At 68.5% G+C, this 21,447-nt stretch carries 19 protein-coding genes, 2 tRNA genes and 1 riboswitch; of the genes, 11 read left to right on the plus strand and 10 right to left on the minus strand.

The annotated features are described in order from the left end of the window. Positions 1 to 283: 283 nt before the first annotated feature. The 6 genes from N5079_RS26680 to N5079_RS26705 form a co-directional block, all read right to left on the minus strand. Positions 284 to 2,863, minus strand: coding sequence for a valine--tRNA ligase (locus N5079_RS26680; RefSeq protein WP_261586865.1), 2,580 nt, complete (start codon positions 2,861 to 2,863; stop codon positions 284 to 286). A gap of 114 nt (positions 2,864 to 2,977) precedes the next feature. Further along, positions 2,978 to 4,261: an ATP-dependent Clp protease ATP-binding subunit ClpX gene (gene clpX, locus N5079_RS26685; protein WP_261586866.1), complete on the minus strand. Its 1,284-nt coding sequence runs from the start codon at positions 4,259 to 4,261 to the stop codon at positions 2,978 to 2,980. A 194-nt stretch (positions 4,262 to 4,455) separates the two neighbouring features. Then, entirely contained in the window at positions 4,456 to 5,103 is a 648-nt protein-coding gene (locus N5079_RS26690; RefSeq protein WP_261586867.1) for an ATP-dependent Clp protease proteolytic subunit, read from the minus strand. Between the two features lie 14 nt (positions 5,104 to 5,117). Continuing rightward, complete coding sequence (locus N5079_RS26695) at positions 5,118 to 5,762, minus strand: ClpP family protease (protein WP_261586869.1); 645 nt, start codon at positions 5,760 to 5,762, stop codon at positions 5,118 to 5,120. Positions 5,763 to 6,093: 331 nt separating this feature from the next. Then, positions 6,094 to 7,476: a trigger factor gene (tig, locus tag N5079_RS26700; protein ID WP_261586870.1), complete on the minus strand. Its 1,383-nt coding sequence runs from the start codon at positions 7,474 to 7,476 to the stop codon at positions 6,094 to 6,096. Between the two features lie 201 nt (positions 7,477 to 7,677). Continuing rightward, the gene (locus N5079_RS26705; RefSeq protein WP_261586871.1) at positions 7,678 to 8,544 is read right to left on the minus strand and encodes a helix-turn-helix domain-containing protein; all 867 of its coding nucleotides are present in this window, start codon (positions 8,542 to 8,544) and stop codon (positions 7,678 to 7,680) included. 287 nt (positions 8,545 to 8,831) lie between these two features. Here N5079_RS26705 and N5079_RS26710 point away from each other — a divergent pair, with 287 nt between their 5' ends. Beyond that, on the plus strand, positions 8,832 to 9,311 hold the full coding sequence (locus N5079_RS26710) for an ATP-binding protein (protein WP_261586873.1): 480 nt from the start codon (positions 8,832 to 8,834) through the stop codon (positions 9,309 to 9,311). A 265-nt stretch (positions 9,312 to 9,576) separates the two neighbouring features. Beyond that, complete coding sequence (locus tag N5079_RS26715) at positions 9,577 to 10,176, plus strand: class I SAM-dependent methyltransferase (RefSeq protein WP_261586875.1); 600 nt, start codon at positions 9,577 to 9,579, stop codon at positions 10,174 to 10,176. A gap of 307 nt (positions 10,177 to 10,483) precedes the next feature. Here N5079_RS26715 and N5079_RS26720 read toward each other — a convergent pair. Continuing rightward, positions 10,484 to 10,554 (minus strand) — tRNA-Gly (locus N5079_RS26720). A gap of 90 nt (positions 10,555 to 10,644) precedes the next feature. On the opposite strand from N5079_RS26720, the gene N5079_RS26725 reads away from it, so the two are divergent. Further along, positions 10,645 to 10,721 (plus strand) — tRNA-Pro (locus N5079_RS26725). 136 nt (positions 10,722 to 10,857) lie between these two features. Here N5079_RS26725 and N5079_RS26730 read toward each other — a convergent pair. Beyond that, positions 10,858 to 11,250, minus strand: a complete 393-nt coding sequence (locus N5079_RS26730; protein WP_261586877.1) for a VOC family protein — start codon at positions 11,248 to 11,250, stop codon at positions 10,858 to 10,860. A 189-nt stretch (positions 11,251 to 11,439) separates the two neighbouring features. Here N5079_RS26730 and N5079_RS26735 point away from each other — a divergent pair, with 189 nt between their 5' ends. From N5079_RS26735 to N5079_RS26745, 3 genes are all read left to right on the plus strand, one after another. Next, positions 11,440 to 12,798 (plus strand): TrpB-like pyridoxal phosphate-dependent enzyme, encoded by a 1,359-nt coding sequence (locus tag N5079_RS26735; RefSeq protein ID WP_261586878.1) that lies wholly within the window; start codon positions 11,440 to 11,442, stop codon positions 12,796 to 12,798. Positions 12,799 to 12,939: 141 nt separating this feature from the next. After that, positions 12,940 to 14,673, plus strand: a complete 1,734-nt coding sequence (locus tag N5079_RS26740) for a SpoIIE family protein phosphatase (protein WP_261586879.1) — start codon at positions 12,940 to 12,942, stop codon at positions 14,671 to 14,673. A gap of 88 nt (positions 14,674 to 14,761) precedes the next feature. Then, positions 14,762 to 15,334, plus strand: a complete 573-nt coding sequence (locus N5079_RS26745) for a TIGR03086 family metal-binding protein (RefSeq protein ID WP_261586880.1) — start codon at positions 14,762 to 14,764, stop codon at positions 15,332 to 15,334. Between the two features lie 66 nt (positions 15,335 to 15,400). Here the strand turns inward: N5079_RS26745 and N5079_RS35635 are convergent, their stop codons facing one another. Beyond that, positions 15,401 to 15,478, minus strand: a complete 78-nt coding sequence (locus tag N5079_RS35635; RefSeq protein ID WP_370027834.1) for a 50S ribosomal protein bL37 — start codon at positions 15,476 to 15,478, stop codon at positions 15,401 to 15,403. Between the two features lie 158 nt (positions 15,479 to 15,636). On the opposite strand from N5079_RS35635, the gene N5079_RS26750 reads away from it, so the two are divergent. The 4 genes from N5079_RS26750 (at position 15,637) to N5079_RS26765 (ending at position 19,316) form a co-directional block, all read left to right on the plus strand. Next, entirely contained in the window at positions 15,637 to 16,443 is an 807-nt protein-coding gene (locus N5079_RS26750) for a DeoR/GlpR family DNA-binding transcription regulator (RefSeq protein ID WP_261586881.1), read from the plus strand. Then, entirely contained in the window at positions 16,440 to 17,498 is a 1,059-nt protein-coding gene (gene galT, locus N5079_RS26755; protein WP_261586882.1) for a galactose-1-phosphate uridylyltransferase, read from the plus strand. The genes N5079_RS26750 and galT overlap by 4 nt, the downstream gene beginning before the upstream one ends. Positions 17,499 to 17,569: 71 nt before the next feature. Beyond that, a riboswitch (cyclic di-AMP (ydaO/yuaA leader) is annotated at positions 17,570 to 17,706 on the plus strand. A 28-nt stretch (positions 17,707 to 17,734) separates the two neighbouring features. Continuing rightward, positions 17,735 to 18,655, plus strand: a complete 921-nt coding sequence (locus tag N5079_RS26760) for a coiled-coil domain-containing protein (protein ID WP_261586883.1) — start codon at positions 17,735 to 17,737, stop codon at positions 18,653 to 18,655. 151 nt (positions 18,656 to 18,806) lie between these two features. Beyond that, complete coding sequence (locus tag N5079_RS26765; RefSeq protein ID WP_261586884.1) at positions 18,807 to 19,316, plus strand: DinB family protein; 510 nt, start codon at positions 18,807 to 18,809, stop codon at positions 19,314 to 19,316. A 27-nt stretch (positions 19,317 to 19,343) separates the two neighbouring features. Here N5079_RS26765 and N5079_RS26770 read toward each other — a convergent pair whose 3' ends face one another. Then, a complete protein-coding gene (locus N5079_RS26770) occupies positions 19,344 to 20,648 on the minus strand; it encodes a M50 family metallopeptidase (protein ID WP_261586885.1) in 1,305 nt (434 codons plus the stop codon). A 143-nt stretch (positions 20,649 to 20,791) separates the two neighbouring features. On the opposite strand from N5079_RS26770, the gene N5079_RS26775 reads away from it, so the two are divergent. Continuing rightward, the gene (locus N5079_RS26775; RefSeq protein WP_315967889.1) at positions 20,792 to 21,445 is read left to right on the plus strand and encodes a response regulator transcription factor; all 654 of its coding nucleotides are present in this window, start codon (positions 20,792 to 20,794) and stop codon (positions 21,443 to 21,445) included. The last annotated feature ends 2 nt before the right edge of the window (positions 21,446 to 21,447 follow it).

Raw genomic sequence — 21,447 nt, forward strand, 5'->3', positions numbered from 1 at the left:
TTTACCCGATATCTGATATCCCGTCGAATCGCACTGGGACATCCCGAAATCGGGTCGAATTAGAGGGAGTGACGAGAAGCCTAGCAGCCGATTTCCCTGAGAGGGGTTGAGGCGCGCCGCGCTCCCCGCGTGCAAGAAGACTAGCACCCCTCAGAGGGTGCCGCGCACAACTTGGGCAACTTCCCAAACCTTCCCTCGCGGCACGCCTCCCAAACCTCCCTCGTCCCTCAATGACAAGTCACGGGACGAGTCGCGGAAGGACGAGTCACAGCAGGACGCGCTGCTACGCCGGCAGCGCCGCCAGGTGGGCTTCGAGGCGGGCGATGTCCTCCTCCGCCTGCGCGGCACGGCCACGGACCTTGGCGACGACATCCTCGGGCGCCTTGGCCATGAACTGCTCGTTGCCCAGCTTGCCGGTGACCTGAGCGTGCTCCTTGCGGGCCGCGGCCAGGTCCTTCTCCAGCCTCTTGCGCTCGGCCGCGACGTCGATCGCACCCGCGGTGTCGATCTCGACTCCGACGGCGCCCACAGTAAGCCGCGCCGTGGCGTTGAACGCCTCGGACGGCCCGTCGAGCCGGAGCAGCGACCTGATCGCTCCCTCATGGGCCGTGAGAGCCGTACCGGACAGGGACAGGCGTGCGGCGACCCGCTGGCCGGGCTTCAGCCCCTGGTCTGACCGGAACCGGCGCACCTCCGTGACCAGCTCCTGGAGGTCGGCGATCTCCTGTTCCGCCGCCGGGTCGGCCAACTCGAGCGAGACGACCGGCCACGGCGCGACCACGAGAGAGTCGCCACCCGTCAGGGCGCGCCACAGCTCCTCGGTCACGAACGGCACCAGCGGGTGGAGCAGCCGCAGCAGCGCGTCGAAGACGTGGCCGAGGACGCGCTTGGTGTTTTCGGCGACCTCACCGCCCTGGGCGATCTGGACCTTGGCCAGCTCGACGTACCAGTCGCAGACCTCGTCCCACGCGAAGTGGTAGAGCGCGTCCGAGATCTTGGCGAACTCGAAGTCCTCGAAGGCCGCGTCCACCGACCCCACGACCGTCTGCAGCCGCGACAGGATCCACCGGTCGGCGGGCGTCAGCTCCGCCGGCAGGCCGTCCGAGACCGCGCCGTTCATCAGCGCGAACCGCGTCGCGTTCCAGATCTTGTTGCAGAAGTTGCGCGAGCCGGCCGCCCAGTCCTCGCTGATGGCCACGTCCGAGCCGGGGTTGGCCCCCCGGAGCAGCGTGAAGCGCGTGGCGTCGGCTCCATAGCGCGCGATCCAGTCGAGCGGGTCCACGACGTTGCCGAACGACTTGGACATCTTCTTGCCGAACTGGTCGCGGACCATGCCGTGCAGCGCGACCGTGCGGAAGGGCGGCTCCCCGTCCATGGCGTACAGGCCGAACATCATCATCCGGGCGACCCAGAAGAACAGGATGTCGTAGCCCGTGACCAGCACGGTCGTGGGATAGAACCGCGCCAGGTCGGGCGTGGCCTCCGGCCAGCCCAGCGTGGAGAACGGCCACAGGCCCGAGGAGAACCAGGTGTCGAGCACGTCCGGGTCCTGCTCGTAGCCGGCCGGCGGCTCCTCGTCCGGTCCGACGCACACGACCTCGCCGCCCGGGCCGTACCAGACGGGGATCCGGTGACCCCACCAGAGCTGGCGGGAGATGCACCAGTCGTGCATGTCGTCGACCCAGTCGAAGTAGCGCTTGGCCAGCTCCGGCGGGTGGATTCGGGTCCGGCCGTCGCGGACGGCGTCGCCCGCGGCCTTCGCGAGCGGCGAGACGTTGACGAACCACTGCAGCGACAGCCGCGGCTCGACCACGGTCTTGCACCGAGAGCAGTGGCCCACGGAGTGGGCGTAGGGCCGCTTCTCGGCGACGATACGGCCCTGCTGGCGCAGCGCGCCCACCACGGCGGGCCGCGCCTCGAACCGGTCGAGGCCCAGGAAGGGCCCGTGGGCCGTGATGACGCCCCGCTCATCCATGATCACGAGGGATTCCAGGGAGTGACGGCGCCCGATCTCAAAGTCGTTCGGGTCGTGGGCGGGGGTCACCTTGACCGCGCCGGTGCCGAAGGAGGGATCCACGTGCTCGTCGGCGACGACCGGGATCTTCCGCCCGGTGAGGGGCACCTCCACGAACTTGCCGACGAGGTGCGCGTAGCGCTCGTCGGAGGGGTGGACCGCCACAGCGGTGTCGCCGAGCATCGTCTCCGCGCGGGTCGTGGCGACCACGATCTCCGCGTCGCCCGAGCCGTACCGGATCGAGACGAGCTCGCCGTCGTCCTCGCTGTGCTCCACCTCGATGTCGGACAGCGCGGTGAGGCAGCGGGGACACCAGTTGATGATCCGCTCCGCGCGGTAGATGAGCCCGTCGTCGAAGAGCCGCTTGAAGATCGTCTGGACGGCCCGGGAGAGCCCCTGGTCCATCGTGAAGCGCTCGCGCGACCAGTCGACGCCGTCGCCGAGCTTCTTCATCTGGCCGAGGATCCGCCCGCCGGACTCCTCCTTCCACTGCCAGACCCGCTCGACGAACGCCTCGCGCCCGAAGTCGTGGCGGGACAGGCCCTCCTTGGCGATCTCACGCTCGACGACGTTCTGCGTCGCGATGCCGGCGTGGTCCATGCCCGGCAGCCACAGCGTCTCGAAGCCCCGCATGCGGGCCCGTCTGGTCAGCGCGTCCTGCACGGAGTGGTCGAGCGCGTGCCCGACGTGGAGAGAGCCCGTCACGTTCGGCGGGGGGAGCACGATGCTGTACGGCTCACGCCCGCTGCCCGGGTCCGCGGTGAAGTAGCCCTCCGATACCCAGCGCTCGTAGCTCCGGGTCTCGACATCTGCGGGCGCGTACTGGGTAGGCAGCTCAGGCGTTGTCATGATGCCCAATTCTAGGGACGTCGGCGTGCTGACCGTGCCGTCGTCAAATCGTGTTTCGTCTCCCCCGGGGCCGCTTCATGGCCGCACAGGGCCCTGCGACACGGGGGAGACGGCTCAGGCGGACTTCTCGCGCGGCGTGCGCTGCTGCTTGGCCTGAAGCTGGTCGCGTGGCACGAGCGTCGGGTTGACGTGCTCCAGCACGGCCTCTCTGGTGATCACGACACGGGCCACGTCCTGCCGGGAGGGCACCTCGTACATCACCGAGAGGAGGACCTCCTCCAGGATGGCCCGCAGACCCCGGGCGCCGGTGCCGCGGAGGATGGCCTGGTCCGCGATCGCCTCCAGGGCGTCGTCGGAGAACTCCAGCTCGACGTTGTCCAGCTCGAACAGGCGGCGGTACTGCTTCACGAGCGCGTTGCGCGGCTCGGTCAGGATCTGGATCAGCGCTTCCCTGTCGAGGTTGTGCACCGACGTGATCACTGGCAGCCGGCCGACGAACTCGGGGATCATGCCGAACTTCAGCAGATCCTCCGGCATGACGTCGGAGAAGATGTCCGAGGAGTCGGCCTCCTCCTTGGAGTGGATGATGGCGTTGAAGCCGATCCCCTTCTTGCCGACCCGTGACTCTATGATCTTCTCCAGCCCGGCGAAGGCCCCACCGCAGATGAACAGCACGTTCGTGGTGTCGATCTGGATGAACTCCTGGTGAGGATGCTTGCGGCCGCCCTGCGGGGGCACGCTCGCAGTCGTCCCTTCCAGGATCTTCAGGAGCGCCTGCTGGACCCCCTCGCCCGACACGTCGCGGGTAATCGACGGGTTCTCGCTCTTTCGGGCGATCTTGTCGACCTCGTCGATGTAGATGATGCCGGTCTCGGCCTTCTTGACGTCGTAGTCCGCGGCCTGAATCAGCTTGAGGAGGATGTTCTCGACGTCCTCGCCGACGTATCCGGCCTCGGTCAGCGCCGTCGCGTCGGCGATGGCGAACGGCACGTTGAGCATCTTCGCGAGGGTCTGCGCCAGGAGGGTCTTGCCGGAGCCCGTCGGGCCGAGCAGAAGGATGTTGGACTTCGCCAGCTCCAGGCCGTCGTCGCGGCCGCGCTCACCGGACTGCACGCGCTTGTAGTGGTTGTACACCGCCACCGACAGCGCCTTCTTCGCCTTGTCCTGACCGATGACGTAGGCGTCGAGGAACTCGTAGATCTCGCGCGGCTTGGGAAGGTTGTCCCATTTGAGCTCGGAGGATTCGGACAGCTCCTCCTCGATGATCTCGTTGCAGAGATCGATGCACTCATCGCAGATGTAGACGCCTGGTCCGGCGATGAGCTTCTTGACCTGCTTCTGGCTCTTGCCACAGAACGAGCACTTCAGCAGGTCTCCCCCGTCGCCGATGCGTGCCACCCCAGATACTCCTTTGCGTGGGACCGCCCTGCCGCCGCGGTCACTTCCGTCCGCGACCCGATCTTGCTCCGGCGCGAAACCGTCATCCCGCTCAAGTTTCGACGTTACCGTCTTCTGGGCCCTCAGTGAGCCCCCTAGCGGTGAGTCGCACCGGAACGTGCCCAATTGGGCACCGTTCCGGTGCGGCAACTCCCTCAGGAAGCGGCGATCGCGGCCGCGCGCTTCTTGCGTGACGGGATGATGTCGTCCACCAGCCCGTACGCCTTCGCCTCCTCAGCGCTGAGGATCTTGTCTCGCTCGATGTCCCTGCGCACCTCGTCGGGCGTCTTGCCCGAGTGCTTCGCCACGATCTCCTCGAGAAGGGACCGCATTCGCAGGATCTCACGAGCTTGGATCTCGATGTCGCTTCCCTGGCCGCCGCCCTCGGTGGAGGGCTGGTGGATCAGGACGCGAGCGTTGGGCAGCGCGAACCGCTTGCCCGGGGTCCCTCCGGCCAGCAGGACCGCCGCGGCCGAGGCCGCCTGGCCCAGACAGACCGTCTGGATCTCGGGACGGACGAACTGCATCGTGTCGTAGATCGCCGTCATGGCCGTGAACGACCCGCCCGGCGAGTTGATGTACATGCTGATGTCGCGGTCCGGGTCGAGCGACTCCAGCGTCAGCAGCTGAGCCATCACGTCGTTCGCCGAAGCGTCGTCGATCTGGACGCCGAGGAAGATGATGCGGTCCTCGAACAGCTTGTTGTACGGGTTCATCTCCTTCACGCCGTAGGACGTGCGTTCGACGAACGAAGGAAGGACATAGCGGCCGTTGATGTCTCCCGGCCGGATCAGCTCACTCACTTCGAAAGCTCCAGTCATGAGACGGCGCCCTCGGAGGGCACCTGCCGCGCGCTGCGCACGACGTGGTCGATGAAGCCGTAGTCCTTGGCCTCCTCGGCCGTGAACCAGCGGTCGCGGTCGGAGTCGCGCTCGATCTGGTCGAGCGGCTGGCCCGTGTGGAACGCGATGCGCTCCGCGAGGGTCTTCTTGACGTAAAGCATCTGCTCGGCCTGGATCGCGATGTCGGCCGCGGTTCCGCCGATGCCGCCGGACGGCTGGTGCATCATGATGCGCGCGTTGGGCAGGGCGTAGCGCTTGCCCGAGGCGCCGGCGCAGAGCAGGAACTGGCCCATGGAGGCGGCCAGGCCCATCGCCACCGTGCACACGTTGTTCGGCACATACTCCATCATGTCGTAAATCGCCATGCCGGCCGTCACCGAGCCGCCCGGGGAGTTGATGTAGAGCCAGATGTCGCGATCCGGGTCGTCCGCGGCGAGGAGGAGCAGCTCGGCGCAGAGCCGGTTGGCCACCTCGTCGTTGACCTGGGTGCCGAGCACCACGATGCGCTCGCGCAGCAGCCGCTGGTAGAGCTGGTCTTCGAGGCGGAACGAGCCGTCCTCACGGCCACGTGCCTCGAAACCGGAGCCGGTGGGCGGGAAGAAGGTCGGCGGGCTGGTCACAGCGTCACCTTCCGATGCGTCGTAATCGATTGGCTTTGCTTGTGACCTTAACGCGCGGCACAGACAGGTCATGCCTCCTCGACCGGCTGTTCGCTGACGGCGCATGTTCCACGGCGGATCGTCGCGCGACCGGCTCGTTCCCCGGCCCGGGCCCGGAATCCCCGCGCCCGCCGCGCGGTGAAAGCCCAGGCCCCCGCCGTACGGCCGGCACAGGCGGGAGCCGTACGACGAGGAATTTGCGGAGATTTGCCCGCTATGAAACGAAAATCCCCGGCACGCCGAAGCGCACCGGGGATTCTCTACACGTAAATTTCGGGACGAGACCCGGTAATCAGCTTTCCGCGGGCTCCGCCGGCGCGTCCTCGTCCTGCTCCTCCGGCTGCTGCTCGGTGTTGAGCTCGGCGTAGATGGCCTTGAGGTCGATATCGTTGCCCGACTCGTCGGTCACCTTGGCGGCGTCCCCGACCACGGTCTTGGCCTTCTCGCGGACGATCTCCATCATGGCCAGCGTGAGCTGGTCGTTGTCGGCCAGGTGCTGGGCCAGCGTGTTCGGCGCGACGCCGAGCTGCATGGCGCGGCGCACCACGAAGTCGGTGAGCTCCTGCTCGCTGACGCCGATCTCCTCGGACTTCACGATCTTGTCGAGGACGAAACCGGTCTTCAGCGCCTTGGCGGAGTTGGCCTCGAACTCGGCGAAGCGCTCGTCCTCGGTCGTCTGGTAGAGGCGGAAGTACGCCTCACGGCTCAGGCCGCTCTCGGCGATCTGGTGCTCGAGGTTGTGCTTGCGGGCGTCGATCTCGGCCTTGAGCGCGCTCTCGGGCAGCGGGATGTCGATCCTGTCCAGCAGCGCCTCAAGGGCCTTCTCGCGGCTCTGCATGACCTGGTCGATGAGCTTGTTGCGGCGGGCCTGCTCGCGGATGCTGTCCTTCAGCTCGTCGAGCGTGTCGAACTCGCTGGCCAGCTGGGCGAACTCGTCGTCCAGCTCGGGCAGGACCTTCTCCTTGACCGACTTGACGGTGATGATCACGTCGGCCTCCTCGCCGGCGTTCTCGCCGCCGACCAGGGTGGTCCGGAAGGTCTTCTCGTCGCCTGCGGCCATGCCGTCGAGCGCGTCGTCGAGCCCCTGGAGGACGGAGCCCGCGCCCACCTCGTAGGAAACGTCGGCGGCCTGCTGCTCGTCGATGTTGTTCCCGTCGATCTCGGCGCGCAGGTCCATGACGACGTAGTCGCCCTTGTGGGCCGGGCGCTCCACGCCGGTCAGCGTGGCGAACCGCTGGCGCAGGGCGTCGAGCTGGGCGTCGATGTCCGCGTCGGTCACCTCGGCGGCGTCGACGACGATCTCGGTGCCCTCGTAGTCCGGCACGTCGAAGGCGGGGCGCACGTCGACCTCGGCGGTGAACTCGACCTGCTCACCGTCCTCGATCTTCGTGACCTCGATCTCCGGCTGGCTCACCGGAAACACGTCGGTCTCGTCCACGGCCTGGCCGTACAGCTTGGGCAGGGCGTCGTTCAGGGTCTCCTCGAGAACCACCGCGCGGCCGAAGCGCTGCTCGATGATCCGGGCCGGCACCTTGCCAGGACGGAAGCCGGGCACGCGCACCTGCTGCGCGACCTTCTTGTAGGCGGCCTGCAGGCTCGGCTCGAGCTCTTTGAACGGCACCTCGACGGTGAGCTTGACCCGAGTAGGGCTGAGCTCCTCGACAGCGGTCTTCACGGGGTGGTCTCCTTGATCAAGCATCTGGTGATCGCGGGCGCGTCGTGCACGGCAACCGCGGCACATTAACGCGCGCCGCGCCCACGTGATCGGCACACGGTTCTCCGCCGCCATCGCACATACCCCTTGGGCATGCTCCACTGTGGCGGGTGTCCAGCGCCAAGGGCAGTCTAGAACAGACAGGCGCCTAGGAGCGACTGATCAGAGCTCTGCCATGATCTGCCGCAGCAGGTCGACCGTCTCCGCGGGGGTCGTGCTGACCGCGCAGAGCCGTTCCATGACCTCGCTGTATCGGTCCACCTCTTCGCGTTTGTCGAGGTAGAGGGCGCTCGCGAGCTGCTCGACGTAGACGATGTCGGGAAGCTCCACGTCGTTGAACCGCAGGATGCTGAAGGCACCGCCCTCTGCGGCGTGTCCTCCATAGTCGAACGGCATGACCTGGATGGTGATGTTCGGCTGGTTCATCAGGTCGATCAGATGCTGGAGCTGGCCCCGCATGACCTCGACGCCGCCGATCGGACGGCGCAGAGCCGCCTCGTCGATCACCGCCCAGAACAGCGGGCTCCTGTCGCCGTCCAGTACGCGCTGACGCTCCAGACGCAGGTCCACCCGTCTGGCGATCTCCTCCGGCGCCGCGCCCACCGCGCCCGCCATGATGACCGCCCGCGCGTACTCCTTGGTCTGCAGCAGGCCGGGGACGAACTGCACCTCGTAGGTGCGTATTCGCTCGGCCGCCTCCTCCAGCCCGACGTAGGCCTGAAACCAGGACGGCAGCAGGTCGTTGAAGCGGTGCCACCAGCCGGGCTCGTTGGCCTTCTCGACGAGGTCCATCACGACCGCCCGCGTCCGCTCGTCCTCCACGCCGTAGAGGCTGAGAAGGTCGGCCACGTCGCGTTCCTTGAAGCCGACCCTGCCGAGCTCCATCCGGCTGATCTTGGATTCGGAGCCGCGGATCGTGGTTCCGGCCTGATCCCGAGTGATGCCCTTGGTCTCACGGAGCCGGCGAAGCTGGGAGCCCAGAAGGATGCGGAGCGCCGTCGGGCCCGATCCAGGCTGGATCTGCATCACGGCGCCTCCCTCTCAGCTCGGCCCTTGTGTGCCGCCAAGCGGAGACCCGCACGACACCTCCAGCCCACACAGTGTCACCACTTCTGGCCACGATGACAAGGTCTGATCTCCGTGTCCCTCCCCCATCTCATCGTCCAGTTCTCGATCGGCTCGTGCTTCTGCACGCGTCAGCTGCACGTGCATTTGGGTCTTGCAGCGCAGTCAAGGGTGATCCATGATGGCTTGGTGCATAGTGGGCCAAAGGTGCACCAATTCTTTTAGACAGGCCAGCGGGAGGTACGGGCAGCATGTCGGAGAAGCCCATATCCGCCGGCCAGTTGACCCGTGAGGTGCGAGTCAGGTGGTTTCTCCGGTCCGCCGGGGCGTCCGACACCACGACATGCCCGCTTCGTCCCCAGGCCGACTCCGTCAAGATGGCGCGGGACATCACAAGATCAACCCTTCGGCGATGGGGTCTGACCGCCCTCACTGAGGACGCGGCGCTCGTCGTTTCTGAACTCGTGACAAATGCCGTCCGTTACTCGCTGTATTCGACGCGGAGGCCGGACGATCACCCGATCACGCTGATGCTCGCCCGCGTCGTGCCCCACGTCCTCCTGGCAGTATCCGATCCCAGCGACGAGGTTCCTTCTCCGAAGGAGCCGGATTTCATCTCTGAGAACGGCCGCGGTCTCTACATCGTGGAGACCTACAGCCAGGCCTGGGGCTGGGATCCCCTCGACTGCGGCGGCAAGGCCGTCTGGGCCCTCTTCCGCGCCACCGACTGAGCCCATCAACTGGGCCCCGGCTGGTCGCTGCCGCCTGGCGGCTCACCCTGGATGGAGCTCGCCCAAGGATTTCGGGTGAGTTTCCACGGGAAGGTGCCGACCTGAGCGGGGCCTGAGAGAACCTGGACGCCTTCGGCTGGCAGTGTCTCGACGTCGCGAAGGCCCACGGCGAGGTGGTCGCAGGAAGGGGACGAAGTTGTCGGAGCGATCAGGAACGCTCGCTGACGATCCGTTCAGTGGCCGGCACCCAACCAGTCACGAGCGGATGACGGGACTGCCCTGGGATGCGTCGTACCACGACGGTCCCGCGCCTTGGGACATTGACCGGCCGCAGCCAGCGATAGTGCGTTTGGCATTGGAAGGCGGATTCGCCGGAGCGGTGCTCGATGCGGGCTGCGGGACCGGCGAGAACGCTCTTCACGTCGCCTCGCTCGGATTGCCGGTTCTGGGCGTTGACGTGGCTGAGACGGCACTGGCGATCGCCCGGGAGAAGGCCGACATCCGTGGGATCGAGGTGGAGTTCGCTGCGGCTGACGCGTTCCGGCTGGAGCGTTTGGGGCGCAGGTTCGAGACGGTGCTGGACTGCGGACTGTTCCACACCCTCGACGGCGAGGAGCGACCACGGTACGTGGCGAGTCTGGCGTCGGCGACCGAGCACGATGGAACCCTGTATGTGCTGTGCTTCAGTGACGACGGTCCCGATACTGGCCCGCATCCCGTCAGTCAGGAAGAGCTGAGAGCGGCGTTCAACGCCAGCAATGGATGGAATGTCGCCGCCATCGAACCGGACCGGGTTCAGACGAGATACCACGACGACGGCGCACCGGCCTGGTTCGCGACGATCAAACGAAGCTGGACCGCTTGACCGGCACCGCACCCGCCGCGGTGGTGACCTTCCGAGGCGTCGTAGCCATTGCGCACCACCAGCCTCCCAGAGCTGATGGCACGGATGGGCCACGCGTCGGCTCGGGCGGCGTTGATCCATCCGCACGCGACGCGAGATCCCGACGAAGCGATCGCGAGAGCGCTCGGGCAGGCTTTTACGCGAACGATCGAACCGGAGATCAATGAAAGTTGATGTGGCGCCGTGTGGCACGGAAGATCCACAATGCCACGGCCAGATCACGAAGGCCAGGCTCCCCGCATGGGATGACCTGGCCTTTTGACATGAGAGCGGACGACGGGAATCGAACCCGCGTAGCCAGTTTGGAAGACTGGGGCTCTACCATTGAGCTACGTCCGCGCGCGGCCGGTGTCCATCTGGTCTAGACTTCATCCGGTCGTCAGGGCGTAAGCGTACCGGAGTCTCCGAGCGCTCGCGTACCGGACGGGACGGGGCGTGGCGCAGCTTGGTAGCGCGCTTGCTTTGGGAGCAAGAAGCCGCAGGTTCAAATCCTGTCGCCCCGACCAGCTTCACCCGAGGTCAGAGGCCACTTCCGAAGGACGGGAGTGGCCTTCTCCATGTCGTGCGCGACCAGCCGCGTGGGGGCGGTTGCCGAACACCTCATCGGGACCGCTCCGCCTTGGCCCTGGCGCGTGCCGGCCGTCATTCCTCTGTGACGTACGGGTGCGTGAGGAACTCGAGGGCATGGCCGTCGGGGTCGTCCACGTAGACGCCGCGGCCGTGGTGGCGACGGTTGATCTGCTGTGGCAGCCGATGGGCCGGGTCGGCCCAGTGAGGCAGGCCGCGCCCGGTGATCCGGGCGTAGATCTCGTCGAACTCCTCCTCGGCGACCAGGAACGCCAGGTGCTGCATGACGATCCGGTTCCGGGCGACGATGGAGTCGGCGTAGTCGACGGTCACGCCGTTGGCGAGCGGGACGGCGGCGAACGGGCCGAACGCCTTGGGCTCCGGCGCCCCGAGCAGATCGGTCAGGAACCGCGCCGAGGCGAAGCGGTCGGTGCTGTGGACGATCGTGTGGTCGAGTTTCGCGGGCACGGGACCTCCCCAGTGGCCGGATTCGAAGTGGCCTTCATTACCGACACTACAAATGAGACGAGCTCTCGGACATCGGGCATTCGGCCTACGTCCAGCGCCCCACGTGGTCTCTGATCGCCGGGACAGCCTCTTCCGTGGCGGCGCGTCAGCGCGGAGACTGGAGGCGGCGAGGCCAGAAGTGGAGGGCGTGTGAGCGAGCCGACGAGGGTCCTTCTCGACGAGTCCCGGATCCCCCGGAACTGGTACAACATCATCCCCGACCTGCCGTCGCCTCCCCCGCCGCCGCTGCACCCGGCGACGCTTCAGCCTGTCGGGCCGGACGACCTGGCGCCGCTGTTCCCCATGGAGCTGATCGGGCAGGAGGTCAGCGAGGAGCGCTTCGTGCCGATCCCGGAGAGCGTCCTCGACGTGTACCGTCTGTGGCGGCCGACGCCGCTCATCCGCGCCCGGCGCCTGGAGAAGAGCCTGGGCACGCCCGCCAGGATCTACTACAAGTACGAGGGCGGCAGCCCGTCCGGGTCGCACAAGCCGAACACCGCGGTCCCCCAGGCGTACTACAACGCCGCCCAGGGCGTCCGCAGGCTGACGACCGAGACCGGCGCCGGGCAGTGGGGCTCCGCGCTCGCCTTCGCGTGCGCGCAGTACGGCCTGGCCTGCGAGGTCTGGATGGTCCGGGCGTCCTATGACCAGAAGCCCTACCGCAGGTCGCTGATGAAGGTCTACGGCGCCACCGTCCACGCCAGCCCGTCGGCGGTCACCCGGTCGGGGAGCAGGATCCTGGCGGACGACCCGGCCTGCACGGGCTCCCTCGGCATCGCGATCAGCGAGGCCGTCGAGGTCGCGGGCCAGCATGGCGACACGCGATACGCCCTGGGTTCGGTGCTCAACCACGTCCTGATGCACCAGACCGTCATCGGGGAGGAGGCGCTGGAACAGCTCGCCGCGTTCGGCGAGACCCCAGACCTGATCATCGGCTGCACCGGCGGCGGCTCCAACTTCGCGGGGCTGGTCTTCCCGTTCCTCCGGGAGAAGCTGGCCGGGCGGATGGAGCCGGTGCTGCGTGCCGTCGAGCCCACCGCCTGCCCGTCGTTCACCAGGGGCACGTACGCGTACGACTTCGGGGACACGGCGGGGTTCACGCCACTGCTGAAGATGCACACCCTGGGACACGAGTTCGTGCCCGACCCGATCCACGCCGGCGGACTCCGCTACCACGGCATGTCGCCGCTGCTGTCCCACATCTACGAGCTGGGCATGATCGAGGCGGTGGCGAGGAACCAGACGGAGTGCTTCGAGGCCGGGCTCCGTTTCGCCAGGACCGAGGGTGTCCTGCCGGCTCCCGAGCCCACCCACGCGCTGGCCGAGACGATCGCCGAGGCGCTCCGGTGTGCGGACACGGGCGAGGAGAAGGTCATCCTGACCGCCGTCTGCGGGCACGGCCACTTCGACCTGCCGGCCTACGAGCGGCACCTGTCGGGACAGCTCGACGACTTCGCGCTCCCCCAGCAGCGGATCGACGAGGCCCTGGCCCGGCTGCCCGCCGTCTAACCCGCCGTGTGACCTGTCCGTACGGCAGGCGGTGCCGTACGACTCGCGTGCCGACCATGGCTCATCGCCAAATTACAGAAATGCGAGGTATCCCCTCCCATACGATGCTGGAACAGCACCGTTATCCGCCGGAGTAGTCGATTGAACCGGAATTGCGTCATCAAGGATCCCGCCCCCGGGAACCGCGTCGAATGGCGTCGAAGCAGCGCCCAGTCCGCGCATGAGCGGCTGGCGTTCCTCAACGAGGCCAGCCGCCGGATCGGGAGCACGCTCGACCTGGCGGAGACCAGCCGCGAGCTCGTGGACGTGACCGTTCCTCGCTTCGCCGACGTGGCGGCGGTCATGGTGCAGGACCGGCTGATGATCGACGGCGAGCTGCCCTCCCGGCCGGTCGACGGCACCACGCTCGTGCGCCGGGTGGCACTGGCGGTGTCGAGCGACGACCCGGACGCCTGGGTGAGCGTCTTCCCGGTCGGCGAGGTGACGGTCTACCCGGCGATGCTGCCGCACGCGCAGTGCATGGCCACCGGCAAGCCGCTGATGTACCCCGTGCTCGACAAGGAGAGCGCCCGGCTGATCGGCTCCGGCATCGACCGCGAGGACGCGGTCGCCGATCTCCTCACCGACTCGTCCTTCCTCGCCGTGCCGCTCCAGGCGCGGGGCCGGGTCCTCGGCTGCGTGGTGTTCAGCCGGCGGCCGGGCAGCCAGCCGTTCGAGGTGCAGGACGTCGCGGTCGCCGAGGAGATGGCCGCGCGGACGGCCGTGTGCGTGGACAACGCCCGTCTCTACACCCGTGAGCGGCGCACGGCGCTGACCCTGCAGAGCAGCCTGCTCCCCGTCGACCTGCCGCAGCCGCTGGGCATGGAGATCGCCTCCCGCTACCTGCCGGCCAGCGACCTGATGGGCGTGGGCGGCGACTGGTACGACGTGATCCCCCTGCCCGGCTGCCGCTCGGCGCTCGTCGTGGGCGACGTCATGGGCCACGGCACGCGGGCCGCCGCCACCATGGGCCAGCTCCGTACGGCGGCGCGCACGCTGGCGAGCCTCGACCTGCCGCCCGACGAGGTGCTCTTCCGGCTCAACCTGATGAGCCAGGACCTCGACCCGACCCAGATCGCGACCTGCGTCTACGCCGTCTACGATCCGGTGACCCGCAACTGCGCCTTCGCCCGCGCCGGCCACGTTCCCCCCGTGCTGATCCACCCCGACCGCTCCACCGAGATCATCGAGCTGCCGTCGGGGCTGCCGCTGGGCATCGGCAGCGACCCGCTGGAGATGCGCGAGCTGATCCTTCCGGCGGGCAGCGTCCTCGCCCTCTACACCGACGGCCTGGTGGAGAGCCGGGAGCGGGACATCGACGCCGGGATCATGGCGCTGCGCCGCCTGCTCGCCGGGCCGGTCGAGGACCTGGAGGACATGTGCGACGTCACGATCAGCAGCCAGCGGCCCGGCCACGAGCGTGACGACATCGCGCTGCTGCTCGCCCGCGTCCGGGACCTGGACCCCGACGAGGTGGCCTCCTGCCCGTTGCCGGCCGACCCACGGTTCGTCGCGCACGCCCGCCGCTTCGTCCGGGCCACGCTGGCCTCCTGGAGGCTCGGCGCCCTGTCCGACAGCACCGAGCTGATCGTGAGCGAGCTCGTCACCAACGCCCTTAAGCACGGCTGGCCGCCGATCGAGCTGCGGCTGCTGCGCGGCCGGACGCTGGTGTGTGAGGTCGCCGACGGCTCACCGGTGAATCCCGCCCCGCGCTCGGCCGCCTCCGACGAGGACACCGGCCGCGGGCTCCAGCTCGTCAAGCGGTTCGCGTACCGGTGGGGGACCCGTCCCACCACGTTCGGAAAGATCGTCTGGGTGGAGCAGCACCTCCATTGACCCCGTCGTTCCGAAGCCGGCGACCGACTATGACCTGATCATTGGGAAGAGTTACGGTCGAAGGGAGGCTCCTGGGCGAGGAGGGGACATGATGATCGATATCCGTGAGGCGTACCGCCGGGCGTTGGACGGCTTCGGGAACCGGCTCCACCTCGTGGCGGACGACCAGTGGGAGCTGCCGACCCCTTGCGTGGACTGGGACGTGCGGGCGCTGGTCAACCACATGGTGAACGAGAATTTGTGGGCGCCGGAGCTGCTGTCCGGGCGGACGGTCGGCGAGGTGGGCGACGCCTACGACGGCGACGTGCTGGGCGACGACCCCCTCAAGGCGTTCGAGGCGTCGGCGCAGGGCGCGGTCCAGGCGGTGTACGCCGAGGGCGCGCTGACGAGTGTGACGCATCTCTCGTTCGGCGACGTGCCGGGAGATGACTACATCACTGAGCTGTTCGCGGACGCCTTGATCCACACGTGGGACCTGGCCCGGGCGATCGGCGGGCCGGAGCGGCTCGACCCCGAGCTGGTCGAGGCGTGCGCCGAGTGGTTCGCCGAGGCGCAGGAGGGCTACCGCCAGGCGGGAGTGATCGGGGATCACCGGGACGTGCCGGCCGACGCCGACGCGCAGACCCGGCTGCTCGCCGCCTGGGGCAGAAGAAGCTGGTAGGCAGGCCTGCGGGGCCATGACGCAGGCCCGCCGTAGGGCTATCGCCCGGCCTCGCGTATGGGCTGACTAGCGCCCAGTGGGCCGCTTGCCGTGGTTGGCCTTCTTCTTCTTGCGTGCCTTGGACTTGCGCGCCCGCTTCCCCATCGCCGACCGCCTTTCCTCCGCCGTACGGCTCCGCTTACCACTGTCCTCCAGGGCTAACGGGATGCCTAGGCCTATCGTGCATCTCCTGTCACCAAGATTCAACATTGCTCCTTTGGCAACGTGGCATAATTTGTTTGAACTTGTTGATAGGAGCGGTGATGCTGGCCCAGCAAAGGCAGCAGGCGATCTTGGAGAGGATCCGCAGGACGGGCGGCGTGCGCGTCGCCGAGCTCGTGCGCGACCTCGGGGTCTCCGACATGACGATACGCCGGGACCTCGAGGTCCTGGCCGATCGAGGGCTGGTGGAGAAGGTCCACGGCGGGGCGACCGCCGCCGGCACGGGGTCCACGGAGGAGCCCGGCTTCGCCGCCAAGTCGATGCGGCAGCAGCCCGAGAAGGAGGCCATCGCCCGGAGGGCCGCCGAGCTCGTACGGCCCGGCACCGCGGTGGCGCTGTCCGCCGGGACCACGACCTGGACTCTCGCCCACCACCTCGTGGACGTGCCCGAGCTGACCGTCATCACCAACTCGGTGCAGGTGGCCGACGTCTTCCACCGGGCGGCCAGGTCCGACCAGACCGTGGTGCTGATCGGAGGCGTCCGCACGCCGTCGGACGCGCTGGTCGGCCCGGTCGCCGTCGCCGCCGTCCGCTCTCTGAACGTCGACACGCTGATGCTGGGCGTCCACGGGATGAGCTCCAGGGCGGGCTTCACCACGCCGAACCTGCTCGAAGCGGAGACCAACCGCGAGCTGGTCGCCGCCGCGCAGCAACTCGTCGTGCTGGCCGACCACACCAAGTGGGGCACGGTCGGCATCAGCACCATCGCCGGCCTGGAGCAGGCCCACGTGGTGGTCAGCGACACCGGCCTCTCCGAGGAGGCCCGGGCGGAGCTTTCCGAGCACGTGGGGACGCTCCTCCTCGCGGAACCGTCCACGCACGCCGAGCTGGAGGCAGCGGCACTGTGAAGCGCACGATCACTCATCTCGCCGATGGCCGTGAGCTGCTCTACTTCGATCGGAGGGACGACGCCGACCACAGCGCGATCGACACGCGTGACCTGCCTCCCCGGCCGCTGGCGTCCGAGCTGCGCTACGACCCGCTGATGGACGAGTGGGTGGCCGTCGCGAGGCACCGGCAGACCCGGACCCACCTCCCGTCGGCCGACGAGTGCCCGCTGTGCCCGGCCCACCCCGGCTCGGAGATCCCCTCGTTCTACGACGTCGCGGTGTTCGAGAACCGCTTCCCGTCGTTCAGCTTCAACATCGGGGAGTACGAGCAGGTCGGCGGCCTCAGCCAGGTGCGGCCGGGGATCGGGCGCTGCGAGGTCGTCTGCTTCACCCCGGTCCACGACGCCTCCTTCAGCTCGCTGAGCGACGACCAGGTCGAGCTCGTCATGGAGGCCTGGGCCGACCGCACATCGGAGCTGTCGGCCCTGCCGGGTGTGGAGCAGGTCTTCTGCTTCGAGAACCGCGGAGCCGAGATCGGCATCACGCTCCCCCACCCCCACGGCCAGATCTACGCCTACCCCTACGTCACGCCCCGGACGCGCCAGATGCTCGACGCCGCCGCCCGGCACCAGGGGGGCAACCTGTTCGCCGACGTCCTGGCCGCCGAGCGGAAGGGGCCGCGCGTGGTGGCCTCCAACGAGCACTGGACCGCGTTCGTCCCGGCCGCCGCCCGCTACCCGTTCGAGGTCCACCTCTACCCGCACCGGCGGGTGCCGGACATCCCCGCGCTGTCGGCCGAGGAGCGCTCCGCCTTCGGGCCGCTCTACACGGACGTGCTGCGCCGCCTGGACGGGCTGTTCGGGGTCGCCATGCCGTACGTCGCGGCCTGGCACCAGGCGCCGGTCACCTACGGACGCGACCTCGCCTATCTCCACCTTCAGCTCTTCAGCATCCGGCGGGCCGCGAACAAGCTGAAGTATCTGGCGGGTTCGGAGTCGGCGATGGGCGCCTTCGTCAACGACGTGCTCCCGGAGGAGGCCGCCCGGATGCTGCGGGAATCGGTAACGAGTTGATCTCTGATTGATTGCGACTTGGGCTGGCTAGAGCCCATTCTTTACCACTACTATCCCTTGCACCGGCTGACACAGCCGGTGCGCCTAATCCCGGGCGCCTCGCCCGGGAGCCGGGGACCCATTAGATCCTGGGGTGAAGGCACACGTGTGCCCGGGCTCCTCCAGCCCGAACCCGTCAGCTAACCCGGCCGGCAGATGGAGAGGAGTGGGCTCTGCCCCGCGCATTCCCCCTGGTCGTGGCTGTCGTGGCGGCCGTCATGCTCGTTCTCGGTACGGCTTCCGCCGGCAACGCCGCCCCCAAGCCGAGTGAGGGCCGGCTCAAAAAGCAGCTCTCAGCACTGGAAAAGCAGGTCAACGGTCTGATCGCCGACTACAACGCCACCCGGGTCGAGCTGGCGAAGGCCCGGCAGACCGAGAAGGCCGCCCGTGAGCGGCTCGCCACGGCCCAGGCCGACTACGCCACCGCCCAGCGGCAGGTGGCGCAGATCGCCGGGCTCCGCTACCAGACGAGCACCGCACTCATGGCGCCGCCCGACCCGGCGGCGTCGGCGGTGGTGGACCAGTTGCAGGCGGAGCAGGCCGCGGTGGTGAGCCGGTTCGCCCAGGTCCGCACCGAGCGCCAGCAGGCGGCCGACGCCGCCGCGGCGCTGACCACGCAGCTCACGTCGCAGTCGGACAAGGTCGCCGGGCAGCGCGAGGACGCCGAGAAGCTGGTCGGGCAGATCAAGGACAAGCTCGCACAGCTCATCCCGATCGCGCCGGGCCGGCTGGCCAACGGCTCCTGGGCTCCCGAGTTGCCCAGCGGCGCCGACAACATCACGCCCCGCATGCGGCTCATGCGGGCGGAGGTCGACAAGCACTTCGCGCTGAAGTACACCGTCGGCTGCTACCGCGGCGAGAGCAGCGGCGAGCATCCGCTGGGCCGCGCCTGCGACTTCATGATGAGCTCGGGCGGCACGATGCCGTCCGAGGACATGAAGGCACTGGGCGACACCATCGCCGCCTGGGCCATCAAGAACGGCCCCAAGCTCGGCGTGATGTACGTGATCTGGCAGCAGCGGATCTACAACCTCGGCAGCCCTGGCTGGCGGCCCATGTCCGACCGGGGCGGGATCACCGCCAACCACTACGACCACGTGCACATCTCCATGTACTGATCCGATCCCCCAGAGCCGACAGTCTCCGAAGCCATCTGCCCCACCCCACGATCACGCGGGTGTGCGCGCTCCGCCCCCGCGGCCCGCACACCCGCGTGATCACATGAGAAACGATGTGACATCGATCAGGTGTTCGGGCAGGATGCCGTGAATGACTGACACACGGATCGACCCGCCCCCGGTCGCGGACGAGCGGGAGATGCTCACCTCGTGGCTCGACTGGCACCGCGAGACGCTCGCCGTCAAGTGCGCCGGCCTGACCGAGGAGCAGCTCCGCCTGCGCTCCGCGCCGCCGTCCACCATTTCGCTGCTCGGCCTCGTCCGCCACATGGCCGACGTGGAGCGAAGCTGGTTCCGCAGGCGGCTGAACGGCGAGGACCTCAGCGGCATCTACTTCAGCGACGACGACCCGGACGGCGAGTTCGACAACGTCGACACGGCCTCCGCCGAGGAGGCGTTCGCGACGTGGCGGGCCGAGGTGGCGCTCGCCCGTGAGGCGGCGGCCGCGGCCCCCGGCCTCGACACGCTCGCCAAGCGGGAGCGCGAGGGCGTGCGCCACTCCCTCCGCTGGATCCTCGTCCACATGATCGAGGAGTACGCCCGCCACAACGGCCACGCCGACATCCTGCGCGAGCGCATCGACGGCGTCACCGGCGAATAGCCGTACGGCTCCCGCCGTCAACCCGTGTCAGCCGGAGATGCGGACCGGGTTGACGAGGTCGGCGTAGATGAGCAGACCGCCCATGACCAGCAGGAGCGCGGCCATCGCGTACGTCAGCGGCAGCGCCTTGGCGACGTCCACGTAGCCCGGCATGGGCCGCCGCCGCAGGCGGGCGAAGACGCGCTTGAGGCCCTCCCAGAGGCCGCCCGCGATGTGGCCGCCGTCGAGCGGCAGCAGCGGGATGAGGTTGAACATGCCGACCGCGAGGTTCAGCCCCGCCAGCAGGTTGATGAAGAAGACGATCTTGTTTTCCGGGGAGAGCTCCGACGCGGCGATCTCACCACCGATCCGGCCCGCGCCGACGATGCCGATCGGGCCGTTGGGGTCACGCTTCTCCCCCGAGAACGCGGCCTGCCAGACGCCCACCATCTTCTTCGGAATGTTCACCATCGACGCCGCGGTGCGCTTGGTGAGGTCCCACATCTGGCCCACGACGTAGCCCGGGCCCTGCTTCTCGATGACCGCGGTGGGCGCCACGCCCAGGAAGCCGACGTTCTTGTCGATCTTCGCGGGGTCGTCGAGCGCGGGCCGGTCCTGCGCGATCAGGTCGACGTTGACGGTCAGGTGCTCGCCCGCGCGGTCGACGCCCAGGGCGGTCGTCCCCGCGCCGTGCGCCCGGATGCGCCGGGTCGCCTCGTCCCACGAGCTCACCGGAGTGCCCGCGACCGACGTGATGCGGTCGCCGGGACGCAGGCCGGCCTTGGCGGCGGGGGTGAGCGGGTCGCTGGGCCGGCACTCGCGCTTGTCCGCCTCGGCGGCGGGGATCACGCACTTCGACACCGAGGACACGGTCGGCTTGAGCACCTGGATGCCGAAGCCCATGATCACGATGGCGAACAGCACGAAGGCGAGGACGAAGTTCATCGCCGGGCCGCCGAACATGATGATGACCTTCTGCCACCACGGCTTGCGGTAGAAGACCCGGCCCCGGTCACCGGGCTTGATCTCCTCGGAGGCGACGGCCCTGGCGTTCTCGATGAGCCCCTGCCACGGGCCGGTGGAGACGCTGCGCAGCCTGGTGGGATCGTCGTTCGGGCGGGGCGGCAGCATGCCGATCATCCGGATGTAGCCGCCGAGGGGGATCCACTTCAGGCCGTACTCGGTCTCCCCGCGCCTGCGGGACCACATCGTGGGACCGAAGCCGACCATGTACTGCGTGACCCGGACCCCGAAGAGCTTGGCCGGGACCAGGTGGCCGATCTCGTGCAGCGCGATGGAGACCAGCAACCCGACGAACAGAACCACGAACCCGGCCGCGAAGAGCCAGCTCATCAGCGCGTACCCCCGAGTCGGAGAAAGTGCCCTGCCAGACGTCGCACCCTTCGAGGGTAGCCCACCGCGCCTCCGGGCGGCCCGGTTCCGCGGGCGGTTCGCCTTGCGGGGGGTTGACCGAATAGGGACACTTCGTTGACACTGTGCATCCGGTCGATCACCCTGAGAGAGACCGTCCTGAGGGGAGCGCCTTGATCCGGATCCTGGTTGCCGAGCACCTTCCGTTGGTGCGGAGAGGCCTTGTGGCCTCGCTCGACAGCGAGAGCGATCTCGAGGTGGTGGCAGACGTCGGCTCGGGGGAGGACATCGTCCCGACCGCGCTCGACGTCTGTCCCGACGCCGCGGTGATCGACGTCGATCTGCCCGGGGTGGACGGGCTGAACGCCGCCGCGCGGCTGGGCGAGAAGGTGCCCCGCTGCCGGGTGATGATCCTCGCGGGCCAGCCCAACCCGGGGCACGTGAGGCGGGCCTTCGCGGCCGGCGTGCTCGGCTACATGAGCATCCAGGTGGCGCCGGAGCAGCTCGCCGACGGCATCCGCCGGATCAACGCGGGCCGCCGGGTGGTCGACTCGGACCTGGCGGTCGCTGCGCTGGAGGCCGCGGACAATCCGCTGACCCCCCGCGAGCTCGACGTCCTGCGGATCGCGGCGGGCGGAGCGCGGTCCAAGGAGATCGCCGACCAGCTCTTCCTCTCGGTCGGCACGGTCCGCAACCACCTGTCCCGGATCCTGTGCAAGACGGGCGCCCGCAGCCGCGTCGACGCCGTCCGGATCGCCACCGACGCGGGCTGGCTCTAGGG

Origin of the sequence: Planotetraspora sp. A-T 1434, from assembly GCF_025420585.1 — a bacterium.
GTDB lineage: Bacteria > Actinomycetota > Actinomycetes > Streptosporangiales > Streptosporangiaceae > JAOEGB01.